Raw genomic sequence first — 16,827 nt, 5'->3', positions numbered from 1 at the left:
AACCTTGAGCAATTTCCGCTATAATCCCGCCCCCTCTTTTTCGACCGGCACCTTGCGCGCTGTTTTCATGAAACTAATCGTTAAAGTTTTCCCAGAAATCACTATCAAAAGCCGGCCGGTGCGAAAGCGCTTCATAAAGCAGCTGGCCAAAAACATCCGCACCGTGCTCCGTGACCTGGACCCGGCGCTGGTGGTCGATGGCGTGTGGGACAACCTCGATGTCGAAACCAAGGTAACTGATCCCAAGGCCTTGCACGACATGACGGAGCGCCTGAGCTGCATGCCGGGCATCACGTATTTTCTGCAGGTCGATCAGTATCCGCTGGGCGATATGGACGACATCTATGAGAAGTGCAAGCTGCACTTCGGTGACGTCCTCGCTGGCAAAATATTTTCGGTGCGCTGCAAGCGTGCCGGGCATCACGATTTCAGCTCCATGGACGTCGAGAAATACGTCGGCAGCCGCCTGCGCCAGGAGTGCGGCGCTGCTGGTATTTCTCTGAAAGCGCCTGAAATTGAAGTGCGAATGGAAATTCGCGACCAACGGTTGTTTGTAATCCACAGCCAGCACGAAGGCCTGGGCGGGTACCCGCTGGGATCACTGGAGCAAACGCTGGTATTGATGTCCGGCGGGTTTGATTCCACCGTGGCCGCCTATCAGATCATGCGTCGCGGTATGATGAGCCACTTCTGCTTCTTCAATCTGGGCGGCCGGGCCCATGAACTGGGCGTCATGGAAGTCGCGCATTTCATCTGGAAGAAGTACGGCAGTTCCCAGCGAGTCCTGTTTGTCAGCGTCCCATTCGAGGAAGTTCTGGGAGAAATTCTCCGAAAAGTCGATAACAGTCATATGGGCGTAGTATTGAAGCGTATGATGTTGCGCGCTGCGACGGCTATCGCTGATCGACTGGAAATCGATGCGCTGGTCACCGGTGAGGCGATCTCCCAGGTTTCGAGTCAGACCCTGCCCAATCTGTCGGTGATCGACCAGGTGACAGAGAAGTTGGTACTGCGCCCGCTCATCGCCAGCCACAAGCAAGACATCATCGATCTGGCAGATCAGATCGGTACAGGCAATTTTGCGCGCCACATGCCTGAATACTGCGGGGTGATCTCGGTCAACCCCAAGACCGCCGCGAAACGCAACCGCGTCGAGTACGAAGAACAACAGTTCGACATGGCGATTCTCGAGCGTGCGCTGGAGAACGCAAAAATGGTCCCGGTCGATCGTGTGATCGATGAATTGGGCCAAGGCGTCGAAATCGAAGAAGTCAGTCAGGCGCTGGCAGGCCAGGTCGTCATCGACATCCGTCATCCGGATGAACAGGACGATCGCCCGCTTGAGCTACCTGGCATTGAAGTACAAGCGCTGCCGTTCTATGCACTGAACAGCCGTTTCAAGGAACTGGATTACACGCGCCAGTACCTGCTGTATTGCGACAAAGGCGTCATGAGTCGCCTGCATGCCCACCATTTGCTCAGTGAGGGGCATGCCAATGTGCGCGTTTATCGACCGAGCTAAGTGCCCGGGGCTGTTTGCCTGTGGCTTGCGTCACCGGCCCCCCGACACCAGTCGTCAAGCCGTAACGGCTTTAGCCGACTCTATATTCATAGCTGTCTACAATTAGTCAGCTGACCGAATCCTCTGATCGAGATACACAAGTGATCGAAAATCTACGCAACATCGCCATCATTGCTCACGTTGACCACGGTAAAACTACCCTCGTTGACAAGCTCTTGCGTCAATCCGGCACCCTGGAACGCGGCGAGCTCAACGATGAGCGCGTGATGGACTCCAACGACCAGGAAAAAGAGCGTGGTATCACCATTCTCGCGAAGAACACCGCGATCAACTGGAATGGCTACCACATCAACATCGTGGACACCCCGGGCCACGCCGACTTCGGTGGTGAAGTAGAGCGTGTGATGTCGATGGTCGACTCCGTTCTGCTGCTGGTCGACGCTCAAGACGGCCCGATGCCGCAAACCCGTTTCGTGACCAAGAAGGCTTTCGAAGCCGGCCTGCGTCCAATCGTGGTCATCAACAAGGTTGACCGTCCAGGCGCGCGTCCGGATTGGGTTCTGGACCAGATCTTCGACCTGTTCGACAACCTCGGTGCTACCGAAGAACAGCTGGACTTCAAAGTCGTTTACGCCTCTGCGCTGAACGGTATTGCCGGTCTGGAACACACCGACATGGCTGAAGACATGACGCCGCTGTACCAGTCGATCGTCGACAACGTACCGGCTCCGAAAGTTGACCGTGAAGGTCCGTTCCAGATGCAAATCTCGGCACTGGACTACAACAGCTTCCTGGGCATCATCGGCGTTGGCCGTATCGCTCGCGGCAAGGTCAAGCCAAACACTCAGGTTGTAGCGATCGACGCTGATGGCAAACGCCGCAACGGCCGTATCCTGAAGCTGATGGGTCACCACGGTCTGCACCGTGTAGACGTTGAAGAAGCAGCTGCCGGCGACATCGTCTGCATCAGCGGCTTCGACGAGCTGTTCATCTCCGACACCCTGTGCGACCCACAGAACGTTGAAGCGATGAAGCCGCTGACCGTTGACGAACCTACCGTTTCGATGACCTTCCAGGTTAACGATTCGCCGTTCTGCGGTCGGGAAGGCAAGTTCGTCACCAGCCGTAACATCAAAGAGCGTTTGGACAAAGAGCTGCTGTACAACGTTGCTCTGCGCGTTGAAGAAGGCGACACCGCCGACAAGTTCAAAGTCTCCGGCCGTGGTGAGCTGCACCTCTCGGTATTGATCGAAACCATGCGTCGCGAAGGCTTCGAAATGGGTGTTGGTCGTCCAGAAGTGATCATCCGTATGGTCGATGGCGTTAAGCACGAACCGTACGAAAACGTCACCATCGACCTGCCGGAAGAGTCCCAGGGCTCGATCATGGAACAGATCGGTATCCGTAAGGGCGATCTGACCAACATGGTTCCGGATGGCAAGGGCCGTGTTCGCCTTGAGTACAACATCCCGGCACGTGGCCTGATCGGCTTCCGTAACGAGTTCCTGACCCTGACCTCCGGTGCAGGCATCCTGACCTCGATCTTCGACCGTTACGATGTGATGAAGTCCGGCGACATGTCCGGCCGTCAGAACGGCGTGCTGGTTTCGGTTGCGACCGGCAAGGCACTGACCTACTCCCTGGAAACACTGCAGGCGCGTGGCAAGCTGTTCCTGGGTCACGGCGAAGACGTGTACGAAGGTCAAATCGTCGGTATCAACAGCCGCGACAACGACCTGGGCGTCAACCCAACCAAAGGCAAGAAGCTCGACAACATGCGTGCTTCGGGTAAAGACGAAACCATCGCTCTGGTTCCGCCTATCCGCTTCACGCTGGAACAAGCACTCGAGTTCGTTCAAGAAGACGAGCTGTGCGAAGTGACGCCGAAGTCGATCCGCCTGCGTAAGAAAATCCTTGGCGAAAGCGAGCGTACCCGCGCTGCCAAGAAAAGCGGCAACTGATAGTTTTTAGTCAGCCGTAAAAAAACGCCCCCGACCGCAAGGTCGGGGGCGTTTTTGTTTGTGCGGGATTTGTTGATGTGATCCCTGTAGGAGCGAACTTGTTCGCGAGGCATTTCGTCAGTCATATCGCCTAACCTGTCTCGCCAACAAGTTGTCTCCTACAGATTAAGGCATCAGAACTTCAGCGGCGCATGCCCAGTGCTTGAGCCCAGCGTCCCACGATCTTCACGTACCACAGCCTTGGGTACATAGGCGCAGTAGCCTGGGCGTGGCCCGATCTTCGGGTGATTGCGGCAGGTATCGGGACGCTTTTCGTAGATCGTGCACAGGCGGCTTTTGCGATCCAGATACAGGCAGTCGTTGTTGCTCATGCGCTGCAGGGTGAAAATCCCAGTCTTCTGGTTGAAGCGCTCGACGATCCCTTCTTTCTGCAACCGTTTGGCAATGTTCTTTGGGTTTTCGCCCATTTCGAACTCATCAACGATGCCAATCCGGATCAGGTCCTTGATCTTTGTCTCCACCGGCAGCGTGCAGCAGCTGGAAATGCAGCCCCCGCACATGTGGCTGGAGTATTTGGCCCAGGTATCGAGGCGGTCGATTTCTGCGGCGGCGATCAAGGTGGGTTTCATGTGCTTCAGGTTCCGGGTGTATCGGGCGCGCGATGATACCGGGGCCGGGGCGCTAACAGTATCCCCAAATCATCAAAGCGACTGTCGGCAGCACCCATCGTCATCCAACCGTCGTAAGTGGTGAGCAAGATAGTCTCCCTCATGGGCGGACGATCATCAGGAATTGACCATGCACACGGTTGAGCAAAAAGTGAACGAAGTGTTCAGTTGGTACGTGCTACGCGGCACCGACGACTACATCGGAGAACCGGTTTCCCAGATCGAGCACATGTCGCAGGCCGCGCAACTGGCGATGGTGGAAGGGTACGACGACGAAGTCGTGCTGGCGGCGTTTTTCCACGACATTGGCCATATCTGCCATCCCGACGCGGATGCCGCAAGCATGGGTGGCTATGGCGTTGTGAGTCACGAGCGTGTGGGTGCCGACTATTTGCGCACTTGCGGCTTTAGCGAACGGGTAGCCAGACTCGTCGAAAGTCATGTTCAGGCCAAGCGGTACCTGACGCTGCGCCAGCCCGGCTACTACGCACAACTGAGCGAAGCCAGCCGTCGAACGCTTGAGTACCAAGGCGGCGTAATGACCGAAGGCGAGGCAGATGCGTTCGAACAGGACCCGCTTTACCAGATCAGCCTGCGAATGCGGCTATGGGATGAACGGGCCAAAGAGGTAAACGTGCCGGTGATTGATTTGCAGGTGTTGAAGGGCAAGGCGACAAATTTGCTGCAAGGCTAAGCGCGATTCTGTAGGAGCGAATTTATTCGCGAGAAGGCGACACAATCGACACATCTTTATCGCGCCGGAACGGGTGCCTCGCGAATAAATTCGCTCCTACAGAGACGCAGGCATACCCAAACTGCTCGCCAAACCCTCAATCGCTTCCTGCCGCTCGGCCTGATTGAGTTTCGGATGCGGATTGAGCGACGACCATTGCGGGTGCGCCCGTGCTTTGCGCAGGGCATCCGGCAATTTTCCCTCGCGCCAGGTTTTATCTTGCGGCGCCGTCAGCTTGATGCTGTCCAGGGCGGCGTGGCCTCGGGCTTCAAGTGCAATCAGCAATTGCCGCTGACGCAGGGCAAGCAAGCGCAACACCGCATCGTCCACGGTCAGTTCACGTTGTCCTTTGATCTTGCCGAGCAGGCGCCCGCCGTAACTGCGCGCCGTCTGCAAAGCGCCTCCTGCGATAGCGCCCACCAGCGCCGCAGCGCCCAAGGTGATGCCGCCCACCAGCAAATCCACACCGGCACCGGCCGCGGCCCCTGCCGCAATCCCCCCACCCACGCGTACACCCAGTAGTTTGAGCGTTTCCGGGTTGAACAAATCGTCACCCCAGCGTCCGTCCAACAACGGCAAGTCGCTGGCGGCGGCATCCTGTGCGCGAAAAGCATACAGCTTGAGCAGCGACTCGACGCAGCGTTGCTCGCGTTGGCGTACTGAGCGTCGCAACTCTTCGATCGCCGTCTGTATCTGATCCGATCGGGTTTCCACGCTGCGCCGACAGGCCGCGCAATCGAGCAGCAATTCGGCGATCAACCGCGCGGCGCTGTGCCGACGTGCCTGACGCTGAGCGTCTTGATCGACAATCAGCCGCTCAAGCTGAGGGCGAGAATTTTCCAGCAACAGCGCCAAGCTTTCATATAGCCGTCGCTCGCCATCTTCCGGCGGCGCAACGCTGTCGAAACGCACCAGCGCATGCAGCCCCAGCCGGGCCAGCGCTTCGCGCCATTCGGGCTCGCGATGCTGGGTGCTGCTGACAAAATTCAGCACCGGCAGCATCGGCTTTCCGCAGCTGGCCAACACCGCCAGCTCGTCGCGGTATTTCGCCAAAACGGGTTCCCGAGCGTCGATCACGTAAAGCCCGGCGTCCGACGCCAGCAGTTGGCGCAGCACTTTGGCCTCCTGTTCAAAACGCTGACGTGCTTCGCTGCCTTCGAGAAACCGAGACAACCGAGCAGGCCCGTCAAGTCTTTCGCCGGGGCGGTCGAGCCGTTCCAGGTAATCGAGCAGTGCGATGGCGTCTTCAAGCCCTGGCGTGTCGTAAAGCTCCAGCAGTGCTTCGCCGTCCACCGAGAGCCGTGCGCCTTCGACGTGTCGGGTGGTGCTGGGCCGGTGCGACACGTCGCCGAAGCCGACATCCCGGGTCAGCGTGCGCAGCAGCGAAGTCTTGCCGACATTCGTATGACCGACGACCGCAAGACGCAGGGCGCGAGGGATGTTCTTGTCAGTCATGTCCCGACTCCAGCCATGTGAGCGGCGCGCTGTCCGCCCACTTCACATCCATTTGCTGCAGCGCAGTGTGCCAATCGCCCAGTCTGTCGGCGTCCAGCGCCTGGCCGATAGGCGCGGGAAGTAACCAGATTCGTGTCGAGCCTGCGCACCGCGCCAATTCGGCGATCAAAGACAGGCTACCGCGATCAGGCGAGCGCCTCGGGTCGCATGCGATAGCCAGACGTGCAGGAGGGAAGCGTGTCAGTTGATCAAGCAATTTGTTGCGCGACTCACGGCTGTCGAGAATCCCGGCATCTGCTACGTTTTTTGGCAGTTTGGGCGGCCATGGTCGTTGATCGTCCAGTTCGATGGCGACCAGCAAGGCGCCTTCACTCTCAAGTGATCCGGCGTGATGCTGCACTTCATAAAGCTGGTCCGGGGCGGCATCGTTCACGCCCAATCGCTCGCTGCTCGGCATCAGACGCTCGCGCAGTTGGGCGTAGCCCGGCAGATTCAGATCAAGTGTCAGAGCCGCCCGGCCACGTCGCCAACGCCAGAAGCACAGCAAGGCCAATAACAACCTGGGCGCGATTCCGAACACCAACAACACGCCGACCAGCCATGCCGCCCAGGCCTGACGGGCATTTTCGACAATTGACGCGCTGTCGCCGCTGGCGCGGATCATGGTGTCGGTCGGGACGCTGAACCCCAGCAGTGAAGGGATCGCGCCGAGCGCATGAGTCAGGGCGACGAAGGTGTCGCTGCCCAAGATGGTGGTTTCCCAGACGAATCCGTAGCGGCGGGTGGCCATGAGCATCAGCAGCATCACCAGGGCGCTGGCCGATACTAGCGTCCAGACGCCGTGGACCAGCGTGCCGAGTACCCAACGATTCAGACGCTTGCGTTGCAGCAGCAACACCAGCGCAGGCGCCAGTTGAACGGCCTGAGCGTCGCGGGCGAGCTTTTCACTCAGCCATAGCCATAAACGCCCGAGACTGGCGGTGCTTTCTCCGGCAAAGGCTAGCCCTAAGGCCCAGCTGATCAGCAAAATCAGGTTCAGCCCAAGCAGGCTGCCCAGCGCCCAGAACACGTTCACCGGCGCTTGCCCATCGCCTAACGCCGCGAACGCCAAGCCAGCACCGCTGATCACAGCGAAGATGGCGAGTACGATCAGCGACAGCCGGGCGCCTTGTTTCCAGTGGCGCAACGCGGCCAGCATGCCGTCGCGCTGGGCCAGCCAGCGTGCGCGGTGCGTGATGCGAGTCGCAAGATCGCCGCCCTCGGTGCGGGCGCGGCGGTTGGCTTCGGTGTCCTCAAGCGCACCTGCCTGTTCCTCGCGCAGGCGCACAGCTTCGGTCAGCCACAGATCATCGATGGGGGTCAGAGCAGTCACACGGCGTCTCGTTGGTGGGGTGGGGGTGAGCATAACGGTTGTGAGCAAAATTTCGCAGGTCGGCAGCGTCGTGGTGCTTTGACCATCGTAATCGCGAGCAAGCTCCCTCCAACGGGTTTGTTCTCATAGGAGGGAGCTTGCTCGCGATGCGGAGACAGGACGACTCGGTATTTCAGATCAACTGCCAGGCTGAGCATTATCCCGCGCTCTGCTATTCTCGCCGCCATGAAAAAACATCTCCCTCTCAGCCTGATCGCAGCCCTCGGCGAAAACCGTGTGATCGGCACCAATAACTCCATGCCCTGGCATCTGCCAGCGGATTTCAAATATTTCAAGGCAACGACCCTGGGCAAGCCCATCATCATGGGCCGCAAGACATGGGATTCGTTAGGGCGTCCGTTACCTGGCCGGTTGAACCTTGTGGTCACCCGGCAGAAGGATCTGACGCTTGAAGGCGCCGAAGTGTTCACCTCTTTGGCAGATGCCATTGCCCGCGCAGAGGAATGGGCGCACGAGCAAGGCGTTGCCGAGGTGATGCTGATCGGTGGCGCGCAGTTATACGCGCATGGATTGGCTCAGGCCGATCGCTTGTACCTGACGCGAGTTGAACTGAGTCCTGAGGGCGATGCGTGGTTTCCGCAGTTTGATGAAGCCGAATGGAAGCTGGTTTCCAATGAAGAGCATCCGGCGTTGGATGATAAGCCGGCGTACAGCTTTGAAGTTTGGGAGCGCAGTTGAAATCGATTCGCGAATAAATTCGCTCCTACAGACGCGGCCCATTCACTGTAGGAGCGAATTTATTCGCGAGGAGCCGTAGCCTCTTTAAAGTGTCACAAAAGTGTCGTTTTCAACCATCCTGTCGCGAATCGTTCTCACGGTGACGCCATCAGAACAAGCGCAGTCGCTGACACACTGAAACAGTAACGGCTTTTTGCTACGGTCCAGTCCTTGATCAGAAAAAGGGGAGGACACCGTCATGAAACTCGCACCCAAACTGTTGGCCGCTGCTTTATGCCTCGGCCTGGCGGGGCAGGCATTCGCCACTGAGCTGACGCATTGGCCAGCACCCGCCGCCAAGCAGCTCAACGAAATGATCGCGGCGAATGCCAACAAGGGCAATTTTGCTGTCTTCGATATGGACAACACTAGCTACCGCTATGACCTCGAAGAGTCGCTGCTGCCGTTCATGGAAAACAAAGGGCTGATCACCCGTGAGTCCCTTGATCCCTCCCTCAAGCTGATCCCGTTCAAGGACACCGCCAGCCACAATGAAAGCCTGTTCAGCTATTACTATCGCCTCTGCGAAATCGACGACATGGTTTGCTATCCGTGGGTCGCGCAGGTGTTTTCTGGCTTCACCCTCAAGCAGCTCAAAGGCTACGTTGACGAGCTGATGGCGTCCGGCAAGCCGATCTCGAGCACCTATTACGACGGCGATGCGGTCAAGACCATTGAGGTCAATCCGCCCAAAGTCTTCACCGGCCAGGCCGAGCTGTACAACAAGCTGATGGAGAACGGCATTGAGGTCTACGTAATGACCGCCGCTTCCGAAGAGCTTGTGCGCATGGTCGCCTCCGATCCCAAGTACGGCTACAACGTCAAACCGCAGAACGTCATCGGCGTGACCACGCTGCTGAAGAACCTCCAAACCGGCGAGCTGACCACTTCACGCAAGCAAATCACTGCCGGCAAATATGACGAGAAGGCCAACCTCGGCCTGGAGCTGACGCCTTACCTATGGACACCGGCAACCTGGATGGCCGGCAAGCACGCGGCGATTCTGACTTACATCGATGAATGGAAAAAACCGGTGTTGGTCGGCGGCGACACGCCCACCAGCGACGGCTACATGCTGTTCCACGATGTTGACGTGGCCAAAGGCGGCGTTCACTTGTGGATCAACCGCAAAGACAAATACATGACTCAGCTCAACGGCATGATGGCCAAGCACGCTGCGGCCCAGGCCAAGGAAGGGTTGCCAGTGACTGCTGACAAGAACTGGGTGATCGTGAAGCCTGAAGACATTCAATAACCAGCTCGCACGGCGGCACGGCGATTGACCGTGCTGCCTTAGCGTCAGGCCCACAACCGTCGATAAGCCCCGTCCGTGTCATGGTCATTGGCCTGCTTGACCGTGTTGAAACGCCGTCCTCCCCTTGGGTCCGTCCCGAATCCTGCGATATACAGCCAATTGCCCTGATTGCTGTAAACGTCGTAATCCACCAATTGCGCCTCAAACCAGGCAGCGCCCGCACGCCAGTCGCATTTAAGGTCGTGTATCAGGTAGCTGGCGACGATCTGGCGCATGCGATTGGATAGATAACCTGTGGCTGCCAGCTCGCGCATGCCCGCATCAACCAGAGCCTCCCCGGTTTCGCCACGGCACCAGCGGTCGAACCCCTGCGCGTTGTGATGGGGCAAATCGCTACCGATCAAACCACTTGCCCGATAAAGGCGTCGTCCGTATTTGAGGTGCAGAAAACGAAAGTAATCGCGCCACAGTAACTCGAAGAAGATCCAGTACGTGCTGTCGTTGGCACCCTGTGCGGCTTCGAAGCGTTTCAACGCCTGATTGATCTGCGGGGCCGACAATGCGCCCTGCGCCAGCCACGCAGAGAGTTTGGTGGAGTCATCGACAGCGCTCAGGTTGTTGCGCGTGGCCTTGTAGCTGTTCGCCAACTGACGCTCGAAATACTGACGTAAATGCGCCTGCGCCGCTTGCTCACCACCGTTGAAAGCCGGCGTTTGGTAAGGAAACGCGGAGCGTGAATCAAGATCGGACGGCACAGGTGAACTGATCGGTGCGGCAACAAAGCCTTGTGCAGGTGCAGGTATCGTTGTCGGCACCGGCAGAACCGAGCGGGCCTGCGTGTGTGCTTTCTCGATCATGCGTCGGAAGCTGCTAAACACATCAGGCAATTGGTCAACGCTCATCGGCAGTGATTCAAAGCTGAACAGGCTCGATTGCCAGTGATCTTCCACCTTAAGCCCTGCTGAGCGCAGCGCCTCGACCTGGGCCTCCTCCTCGGGAGCGGCGATGCGTTCGCAGACAATTTTTTCGGCGCCCAACCGCTGCGCAAGTGCCACTAATTGCTCAACCGGGTCGCCCTCTATCTGCATCAGCGCACTGCCGCCAGCGCTCAGTTGATCGGCAAGGGCGCACACCGCCGCGTTTTCAAAGTACCTGCGATGGCGGCTTACACGCTCAAAGCCCCATGCCGTGGATACTGGCGTCGGCGAGCAATACACCGGCACCAAGGTGTCAGCCTGTTCGCACGCGAGTGTGAACGCGGGATTGTCGGTAAGCCGAAGGTCTTGGCGAAACCAGTAGATCAACGTACTCATGGGCAGGTCTCGTTTATGGTGGTTTTAGCGTCGACAGATACGCTTAGGACCGAAGCCTTCGCCCGGGGTTGCCGGTGTTTGCAGTTGATTCAGGAGAACGGTGAACCCTGACCGCGCTTTTGTGCCTACAGTCTTGAATGCCATTCACTGCAAGGAGCTCAAATGAACGTGTCGTCCGCGACTTCGCCGCCAACGCCGGTTGGCTTGTTGGGTTATGGCGGGCTTTTGCCCTTTATCGGGCTGGCGCTGGTGATCCCCTTCTCTGGTGAGCAGGGTGAGTTTCTGGGGAGGGCGCTGGTCGCTTACGGTGCGGTCATTCTGAGCTTCGTCGGCGCTTTGCATTGGGGGTTCGCCATGACGCTGCACGACATGAGCCCGGAACAACGCCGTGCCCGGTTCATCTGGAGCGTCTTGCCTGCGCTTATCGCATGGCCTTCGACATTGTTGCCGGTGCCGTTGGGGTGTGTGCTGCTGATTGCCGGCTTCGCCGCCCATTATTGGCAGGACAGGCGCCTGGTGCGAACGCTCCCTTTGCCTGATTGGTACTTGCCGTTACGCATCCAGTTGACGTCCGTTGCGAGCGTTTGCCTGCTGATAGGTGCGATTGCTGTGGCCATCCGCTGACACGTCGCATGATTGCGCGAAGGCTGCGGACAGAAAAACACCCCGACGTGCGGGGTGTTTTTCAGGGCGCTGAAGATGCTTACGGCACCAGCTTGTCCAACAAGGCCTTGTCACGCACCGCACCCTTGTCGGCGCTGGTGGCGAGCAATGCGTAGGCTTTCAACGCCGTGGTCACCTTACGTGGACGCGACTCCACTGGCTTCCAGCCTCTCTTCTCCTGCTCGGCGCGACGATCAGCCATTTCTTCATCGCTGATCATCAGGTTGATGCCGCGGTTAGGAATGTCGATCAACACTTTGTCGCCATCGCGAACCAGGCCAATCGCGCCGCCTGCTGCGGCTTCCGGTGATGCATGACCGATGGACAGGCCAGACGTACCGCCGGAAAAACGTCCGTCGGTCAGCAGTGCACAGTCTTTGCCCAAGCCTTTGGATTTCAGGTACGAAGTCGGGTAGAGCATTTCCTGCATGCCCGGACCGCCTTTCGGACCTTCGTAGCGAATGATCACGATGTCGCCGGCCTTGACTTCGTCGGCGAGGATGCCGCGCACGGCGCTGTCCTGGCTCTCGAAGATCTTCGCGTTGCCTTCGAACACGTGAATCGACTCATCGACTCCGGCGGTTTTCACCACGCAACCGTCCACCGCGATGTTGCCGTACAACACAGCCAGGCCGCCTTCTTGCGAATAAGCGTGCTCGACGCTGCGGATACAGCCGTTCTCGCGGTCGTCATCCAGCGTTTCCCAACGGGTCGACTGGCTGAAGGCCGTTTGCGTCGGAATGCCAGCAGGGCCAGCTTTGAAGAAGTGATGCACTGCTTCGTCGGTGGTCTGGGTGATATCCCACTTGGCGATGCCTTCAGCCATGGTTTTGCTGTGCACAGTCGGCAGTTCGGTGTGCAGCAAACCGCCGCGCGCCAGCGAACCGAGGATGCTGAAAATGCCACCTGCGCGGTGGACGTCTTCCATGTGGTACTTCTGGATGTTCGGCGCGACTTTGCACAGCTGCGGCACTTTACGTGACAGGCGGTCGATATCGCGCAGATCGAAATCGATTTCGGCTTCTTGAGCGGCGGCCAGCAAGTGCAGGATGGTGTTGGTCGAGCCGCCCATGGCGATGTCCAGCGTCATGGCGTTTTCGAACGCTTTGAAGTTGGCGATGTTGCGCGGCAGCACCGAGTCATCGTTGTCGCGGTAGTAGGTTTTGCACAGGTCGACGATGGTGCGGCCAGCCTGCAGGAACAATTGCTCGCGATCGCTGTGGGTGGCAAGCGTCGAACCGTTGCCCGGCAATGCCAGGCCCAGTGCTTCGGTCAGGCAATTCATCGAGTTGGCGGTGAACATGCCCGAGCACGAACCGCACGTTGGGCAGGCACTGCGCTCGTATTCGGCGACTTTTTCGTCACTGGCGCTTGAATCGGCCGCAATGACCATGGCGTCAACCAGATCCAGACCGTGGCTGGCGAGCTTGGTCTTGCCCGCTTCCATCGGGCCGCCGGAGACGAAAATCACCGGAATGTTCAGGCGCAAGGCGGCCATCAACATGCCAGGGGTGATCTTGTCGCAGTTGGAAATGCAGACGATGGCGTCGGCGCAGTGGGCGTTGACCATGTACTCGACGGAGTCGGCAATGATCTCGCGGCTCGGCAGCGAATACAGCATGCCGTCGTGGCCCATGGCGATGCCGTCGTCCACGGCGATGGTGTTGAATTCCTTCGCCACGCCGCCAGCACGCTCGATTTCGCGGGCGACCAATTGGCCCAAGTCTTTCAAGTGCACATGGCCCGGTACGAACTGGGTGAACGAGTTGGCGATGGCGATGATTGGTTTTTTGAAGTCTTCGTCCTTCATGCCCGTGGCGCGCCACAGAGCACGCGCGCCGGCCATATTGCGGCCGTGGGTGGACGTTTTCGAACGGTAATCAGGCATTGGAGCACTCCGGCTAATCGGCTAATCAAGGAAGGGAGTGAGCTTCTAGTGACGTCGCGTGCAAATGGCAGTGACCGGATGCAGCGAAGAAACCGATAGCGTCGCAGGATCGCCGCGCGCTCGGCCTGAGCTCATAAACCCGCCGGGGGATGATGGCGATGAATAGCGCTGATTCTACACCTGTGAGCGGGGGAGGGAATGGTGGACATGATGCCCGGGCGTTCAGACTGTCTTTGCAATGTCCCAAGCGGCACTCGCGGGACTGTAGGAGCGTGGCTTGTCCCGCGATAGGCCGCGAAGCGGCCTCAAAGCCATATGGCATCCCACAGCGGATAGTCATGAACGCGGTTTACCAGACCTGCCCTTATCGGGTTTGCAACGATGTAGCGAGCAATGGCCTGCATATCTTCTTCTCTTCGGACAGCACGGTCGTGATAACCCTTTTGCCAAAGTCGAGTCTGTATCCCCGTAAGCTCAGAAAAGGCCCTTACGGTTCGGGATTTGGTCTTGCACATCAACACGGCTAGCGGTGTCTCTCGTAACTCAACCAGCCAGTGAAAGTGATCTGGCATCACTACCCAGGCCAACGAAATTACCGTGCCTTCATCGTGTGCCTGACGAAACGCATTTACTAACAACCTCCCCGTACGCCAGTCCGTAAAAAAAGGTGCCCGATCTTTTGTGACGCTGGTTAGAAGATAGATGCGACCAGGTTGTGATACCCGTCCTAGCCGGAGGCGATGACCACCAAGTGTTAAGTAAGACATTCCGTTGTCCCCATCGGTTATGACGAGAACAACGGTAGTAGGCCAAGCGCGGGAGCGCGGCCTGGATCTGTATCAAAGCGTCGCGAGCTGACACTGAAGCGGCTGCCGCTTCGCGCCAGATCGCGGGACAAGCCACGCTCCTACAAAAGATTGTCCCGCGCTGCTGTCTTAGCTATTCGGCAACAACCGGCACGTAATGCTCTTGATGTACCGCGTCTCGGCAATCGCCGGATGCACCGGGTGATCCGGGCCTTGGCCGCCGCGTTCGAGCAGCTGGATGTTGCGGTCCAGGTGGCGGGCGCTGGTGAGGAGGATGTTTTGCAGGTCGTCCTCTGGCAGGTGCATGGAGCACGATGCGCTGACCAGAATGCCGTCCTTGCTGAGCAGACGCATGGCCTGTTCGTTCAGGCGACGGTAGGCGCCTTCGCCGTTTTTCAGGTCTTTCTTCTTTTTGATGAAAGCAGGCGGATCCGCCACGATCACGTCGAAACGCTCTTCGCTGGCTTTGAGCTCTTTCAGCGCTTCGAACACATCGCCTTCGATGCAGGCGACTTTGTCGGTGAAGCCATTCAGTGCTGCGTTACGCTCAACGCCATCCAGCGCGAACGAGGAGGCATCAACGCAGGTTACGTCAGCAGCGCCGAACGCAGCGGCTTGTACGCCCCAGCCGCCGATGTAGCTGAACAGATCCAGTACGCGCTTGCCTTTAACGTACGGCGCCAGACGCGCGCGGTTCATGCGGTGATCGTAGAACCAGCCAGTCTTCTGGCCTTCCATGACCGGCGCTTCGAACTTCACGCCGTTTTCTTCCAGCGCGACCCATTCCGGCACCAGACCGAACGCGGTTTCGACATAGCGGGTAAGGCCTTCGGCATCACGCGCAGCTGAGTCATTCTTGAGCAGAATACCGCTGGGCTTGATCACCTGAATCAAGGCCGCCAGCACGTCATCTTTGTGCGCTTCCATGGTCGCGGAAGCCAGTTGCACCACCAGAATGTCGCCGAAACGATCCACCACCAGGCCCGGCAGCAAGTCGGAATCACCGAACACCAGGCGATAGAAGGGCTTGTCGAACAGACGATCACGAAGGGACAGTGCAACGTTAAGGCGATGCACCAGCAGGGATTTATCCAGCGGCAGCTTGATGTCGCGCGACAGCAAACGTGCGCAAATCAGGTTGTTGGGGCTCAGAGCAACAATGCCCAGCGGCTTGCCGCCGGCGGCTTCCAGAATAGCTTGAGCGCCTGGGGCGAAGCCGTTGAGGGGAGTGGCGGCAACGTCGATTTCGTTGCTGTAGATCCACAAGTGACCGGCGCGCAAGCGACGGTCGGCGTTGGCTTTGAGGCGCAAGCTGGGCAGGGACATGACGTCGCTCCGGAAAAAAGAGCGGGATTATAGCGTGTGATCCTGGCGCAGGGCCGTGATTGCTCGAATTAATCGGTTAGCGGTCGGATGCCTGGGCGCACTTATTAACTCAAGTCTCAGCGTTGCCCTTCGCCGGTTGTCGAAGCAGGGGCGGTAAAGGTTAGAATCGCGCCCTGACCTTGAGTGTGTACCTATGTCCCAAGAGTTAACCTCCGAGCAGATCCAGCAGGTGTTGCAAGGGATCAGCGTGCCGCCCCAGCCGCAAATCATGGTGGATTTGCAGATGGAGCAGTACATGCCCGACCCTGATCTGGGAGTGATTGCCCGGTTGATCGCACAGGATCCCGGTCTTTCCGGGGCGCTGCTGAAAATCGTCAATTCGGCTCACTACGGCCTGACCAATAAAATTGCCTCCATTCAGCGCGCGGTCAATTTGCTGGGCAGCCGGTCTGTCATCAACCTGATCAACGCCCAGTCGATCAAGGGCGAGATGAGTGACGAAACCATCGTGGTGCTCAGTCGCTTTTGGGACTCAGCCCAGGATGTAGCGATGACCAGTCTGACGCTGGCCAAGCGCATCGGCTCTCAAACGGTGGACGAATCCTACGCGTTGGGTCTCTTTCACGACTGTGGCATTCCGCTGATGCTCAAGCGCTTTCCGGAGTACATGAACGTGCTCGAAGAGGCCTACGCGAACGCTAGCCCGGACACTCGTGTGGTCGACACTGAAAACCGTATGCTCAATACCAATCACGCGGTTGTCGGTTATTTCACGGCGAAGTCGTGGCGATTGCCCGAACACGTCACCAACGCCATTGCCAATCATCACAACGCGCTGGCGATCTTTCAGGATGAGTCGGGCCGCAATGCGCCGCTTAAAAACCTGTTGGGAATATTGAAGATGGCGGAGCACATCTGCGCCTCGCATCGGGTGCTGGGCAATCAGACCATCGATCACGAATGGAACAGCATTGGCCATCTGGTGCTCGACTACGTGGGGCTGTCGGATTACGACTTCGAGAACCTCAAGGAAAGTATCCGCGAATTGAGTGCGCACTGACCCTGCGCCCCGCATCACGCCTTCAACG

Annotated in this window: 14 protein-coding genes; 7 read left to right on the top strand and 7 right to left on the bottom strand. The window is 58.4% G+C overall.

Annotated features, from left to right (window positions below; all coding sequences use genetic code 11):
* Positions 1–67: 67 nt before the first annotated feature.
* Positions 68–1,522, top strand: coding sequence for a tRNA uracil 4-sulfurtransferase ThiI (thiI, locus tag ACWKWM_RS14860; RefSeq protein WP_483846860.1), 1,455 nt, complete (start codon positions 68–70; stop codon positions 1,520–1,522).
* 140 nt (positions 1,523–1,662) lie between these two features.
* Complete coding sequence (gene typA / locus ACWKWM_RS14855; RefSeq protein WP_483846859.1) at positions 1,663–3,483, top strand: translational GTPase TypA; 1,821 nt, start codon at positions 1,663–1,665, stop codon at positions 3,481–3,483.
* Positions 3,484–3,656: 173 nt separating this feature from the next.
* Here typA and ACWKWM_RS14850 read toward each other — a convergent pair whose 3' ends face one another.
* Positions 3,657–4,112 (bottom strand): YkgJ family cysteine cluster protein, encoded by a 456-nt coding sequence (locus ACWKWM_RS14850; RefSeq protein WP_483846858.1) that lies wholly within the window; start codon positions 4,110–4,112, stop codon positions 3,657–3,659.
* A 169-nt stretch (positions 4,113–4,281) separates the two neighbouring features.
* Between ACWKWM_RS14850 and ACWKWM_RS14845 the strand changes: the two genes are divergently transcribed.
* Entirely contained in the window at positions 4,282–4,845 is a 564-nt protein-coding gene (locus ACWKWM_RS14845; RefSeq protein WP_483846857.1) for a phosphonate degradation HD-domain oxygenase, read from the top strand.
* 96 nt (positions 4,846–4,941) lie between these two features.
* Here the strand turns inward: ACWKWM_RS14845 and ACWKWM_RS14840 are convergent, their stop codons facing one another.
* Together ACWKWM_RS14840 and ACWKWM_RS14835 are read right to left on the bottom strand one after the other, a co-directional pair.
* Positions 4,942–6,339 (bottom strand): GTPase/DUF3482 domain-containing protein, encoded by a 1,398-nt coding sequence (locus tag ACWKWM_RS14840; RefSeq protein ID WP_483846856.1) that lies wholly within the window; start codon positions 6,337–6,339, stop codon positions 4,942–4,944.
* Complete coding sequence (locus ACWKWM_RS14835; protein ID WP_483846855.1) at positions 6,332–7,711, bottom strand: DUF2868 domain-containing protein; 1,380 nt, start codon at positions 7,709–7,711, stop codon at positions 6,332–6,334. The genes ACWKWM_RS14840 and ACWKWM_RS14835 overlap by 8 nt, the downstream gene beginning before the upstream one ends.
* 225 nt (positions 7,712–7,936) lie before the next feature.
* Here ACWKWM_RS14835 and ACWKWM_RS14830 point away from each other — a divergent pair, with 225 nt between their 5' ends.
* Together ACWKWM_RS14830 and ACWKWM_RS14825 are read left to right on the top strand one after the other, a co-directional pair.
* Positions 7,937–8,449, top strand: a complete 513-nt coding sequence (locus ACWKWM_RS14830) for a dihydrofolate reductase (RefSeq protein WP_483846854.1) — start codon at positions 7,937–7,939, stop codon at positions 8,447–8,449.
* Between the two features lie 238 nt (positions 8,450–8,687).
* Positions 8,688–9,743: a haloacid dehalogenase-like hydrolase gene (locus ACWKWM_RS14825; RefSeq protein WP_483846853.1), complete on the top strand. Its 1,056-nt coding sequence runs from the start codon at positions 8,688–8,690 to the stop codon at positions 9,741–9,743.
* A 44-nt stretch (positions 9,744–9,787) separates the two neighbouring features.
* Here ACWKWM_RS14825 and ACWKWM_RS14820 read toward each other — a convergent pair whose 3' ends face one another.
* Positions 9,788–11,056 (bottom strand): DASH family cryptochrome, encoded by a 1,269-nt coding sequence (locus tag ACWKWM_RS14820; protein WP_483846852.1) that lies wholly within the window; start codon positions 11,054–11,056, stop codon positions 9,788–9,790.
* A 162-nt stretch (positions 11,057–11,218) separates the two neighbouring features.
* Here ACWKWM_RS14820 and ACWKWM_RS14815 point away from each other — a divergent pair, with 162 nt between their 5' ends.
* Complete coding sequence (locus ACWKWM_RS14815; protein WP_483846851.1) at positions 11,219–11,680, top strand: DUF3429 domain-containing protein; 462 nt, start codon at positions 11,219–11,221, stop codon at positions 11,678–11,680.
* 79 nt (positions 11,681–11,759) lie between these two features.
* On the opposite strand, the gene ilvD is transcribed toward ACWKWM_RS14815, so the two are convergent.
* The 3 genes from ilvD to ACWKWM_RS14800 all read right to left on the bottom strand — a co-directional run bounded on the left by ilvD (position 11,760) and on the right by ACWKWM_RS14800 (position 15,739).
* On the bottom strand, positions 11,760–13,607 hold the full coding sequence (ilvD, locus tag ACWKWM_RS14810; RefSeq protein WP_483846850.1) for a dihydroxy-acid dehydratase: 1,848 nt from the start codon (positions 13,605–13,607) through the stop codon (positions 11,760–11,762).
* A gap of 305 nt (positions 13,608–13,912) precedes the next feature.
* On the bottom strand, positions 13,913–14,374 hold the full coding sequence (locus tag ACWKWM_RS14805; RefSeq protein WP_483846849.1) for an REP-associated tyrosine transposase: 462 nt from the start codon (positions 14,372–14,374) through the stop codon (positions 13,913–13,915).
* A gap of 168 nt (positions 14,375–14,542) precedes the next feature.
* Positions 14,543–15,739: a class I SAM-dependent rRNA methyltransferase gene (locus tag ACWKWM_RS14800; protein ID WP_483837239.1), complete on the bottom strand. Its 1,197-nt coding sequence runs from the start codon at positions 15,737–15,739 to the stop codon at positions 14,543–14,545.
* Positions 15,740–15,986: 247 nt separating this feature from the next.
* Here ACWKWM_RS14800 and ACWKWM_RS14795 point away from each other — a divergent pair, with 247 nt between their 5' ends.
* The gene (locus ACWKWM_RS14795) at positions 15,987–16,799 is read left to right on the top strand and encodes an HDOD domain-containing protein (protein ID WP_483846933.1); all 813 of its coding nucleotides are present in this window, start codon (positions 15,987–15,989) and stop codon (positions 16,797–16,799) included.
* The last annotated feature ends 28 nt before the right edge of the window (positions 16,800–16,827 follow it).

This window comes from Pseudomonas rosaeacicularis (assembly GCF_057128745.1).
This window is presented reverse-complemented; position numbering and strand designations above follow the sequence as displayed.

Bases quoted from the DNA above. Each gene is read 5' to 3' on its own strand.
- thiI (WP_483846860.1), top strand. From the start codon at position 68: ATGAAACTAATCGTTAAAGTTTTCCCAGAAATCACTATCAAAAGCCGG.
- ACWKWM_RS14850 (WP_483846858.1), bottom strand. From the start codon at position 4,112: ATGAAACCCACCTTGATCGCCGCCGCAGAAATCGACCGCCTCGATACC.
- ACWKWM_RS14845 (WP_483846857.1), top strand. From the start codon at position 4,282: ATGCACACGGTTGAGCAAAAAGTGAACGAAGTGTTCAGTTGGTACGTG.
- ACWKWM_RS14840 (WP_483846856.1), bottom strand. From the start codon at position 6,339: ATGACTGACAAGAACATCCCTCGCGCCCTGCGTCTTGCGGTCGTCGGT.
- ACWKWM_RS14830 (WP_483846854.1), top strand. From the start codon at position 7,937: ATGAAAAAACATCTCCCTCTCAGCCTGATCGCAGCCCTCGGCGAAAAC.
- ACWKWM_RS14825 (WP_483846853.1), top strand. From the start codon at position 8,688: ATGAAACTCGCACCCAAACTGTTGGCCGCTGCTTTATGCCTCGGCCTG.
- ACWKWM_RS14820 (WP_483846852.1), bottom strand. From the start codon at position 11,056: ATGAGTACGTTGATCTACTGGTTTCGCCAAGACCTTCGGCTTACCGAC.
- ACWKWM_RS14815 (WP_483846851.1), top strand. From the start codon at position 11,219: ATGAACGTGTCGTCCGCGACTTCGCCGCCAACGCCGGTTGGCTTGTTG.
- ilvD (WP_483846850.1), bottom strand. From the start codon at position 13,607: ATGCCTGATTACCGTTCGAAAACGTCCACCCACGGCCGCAATATGGCC.
- ACWKWM_RS14805 (WP_483846849.1), bottom strand. From the start codon at position 14,374: ATGTCTTACTTAACACTTGGTGGTCATCGCCTCCGGCTAGGACGGGTA.
- ACWKWM_RS14800 (WP_483837239.1), bottom strand. From the start codon at position 15,739: ATGTCCCTGCCCAGCTTGCGCCTCAAAGCCAACGCCGACCGTCGCTTG.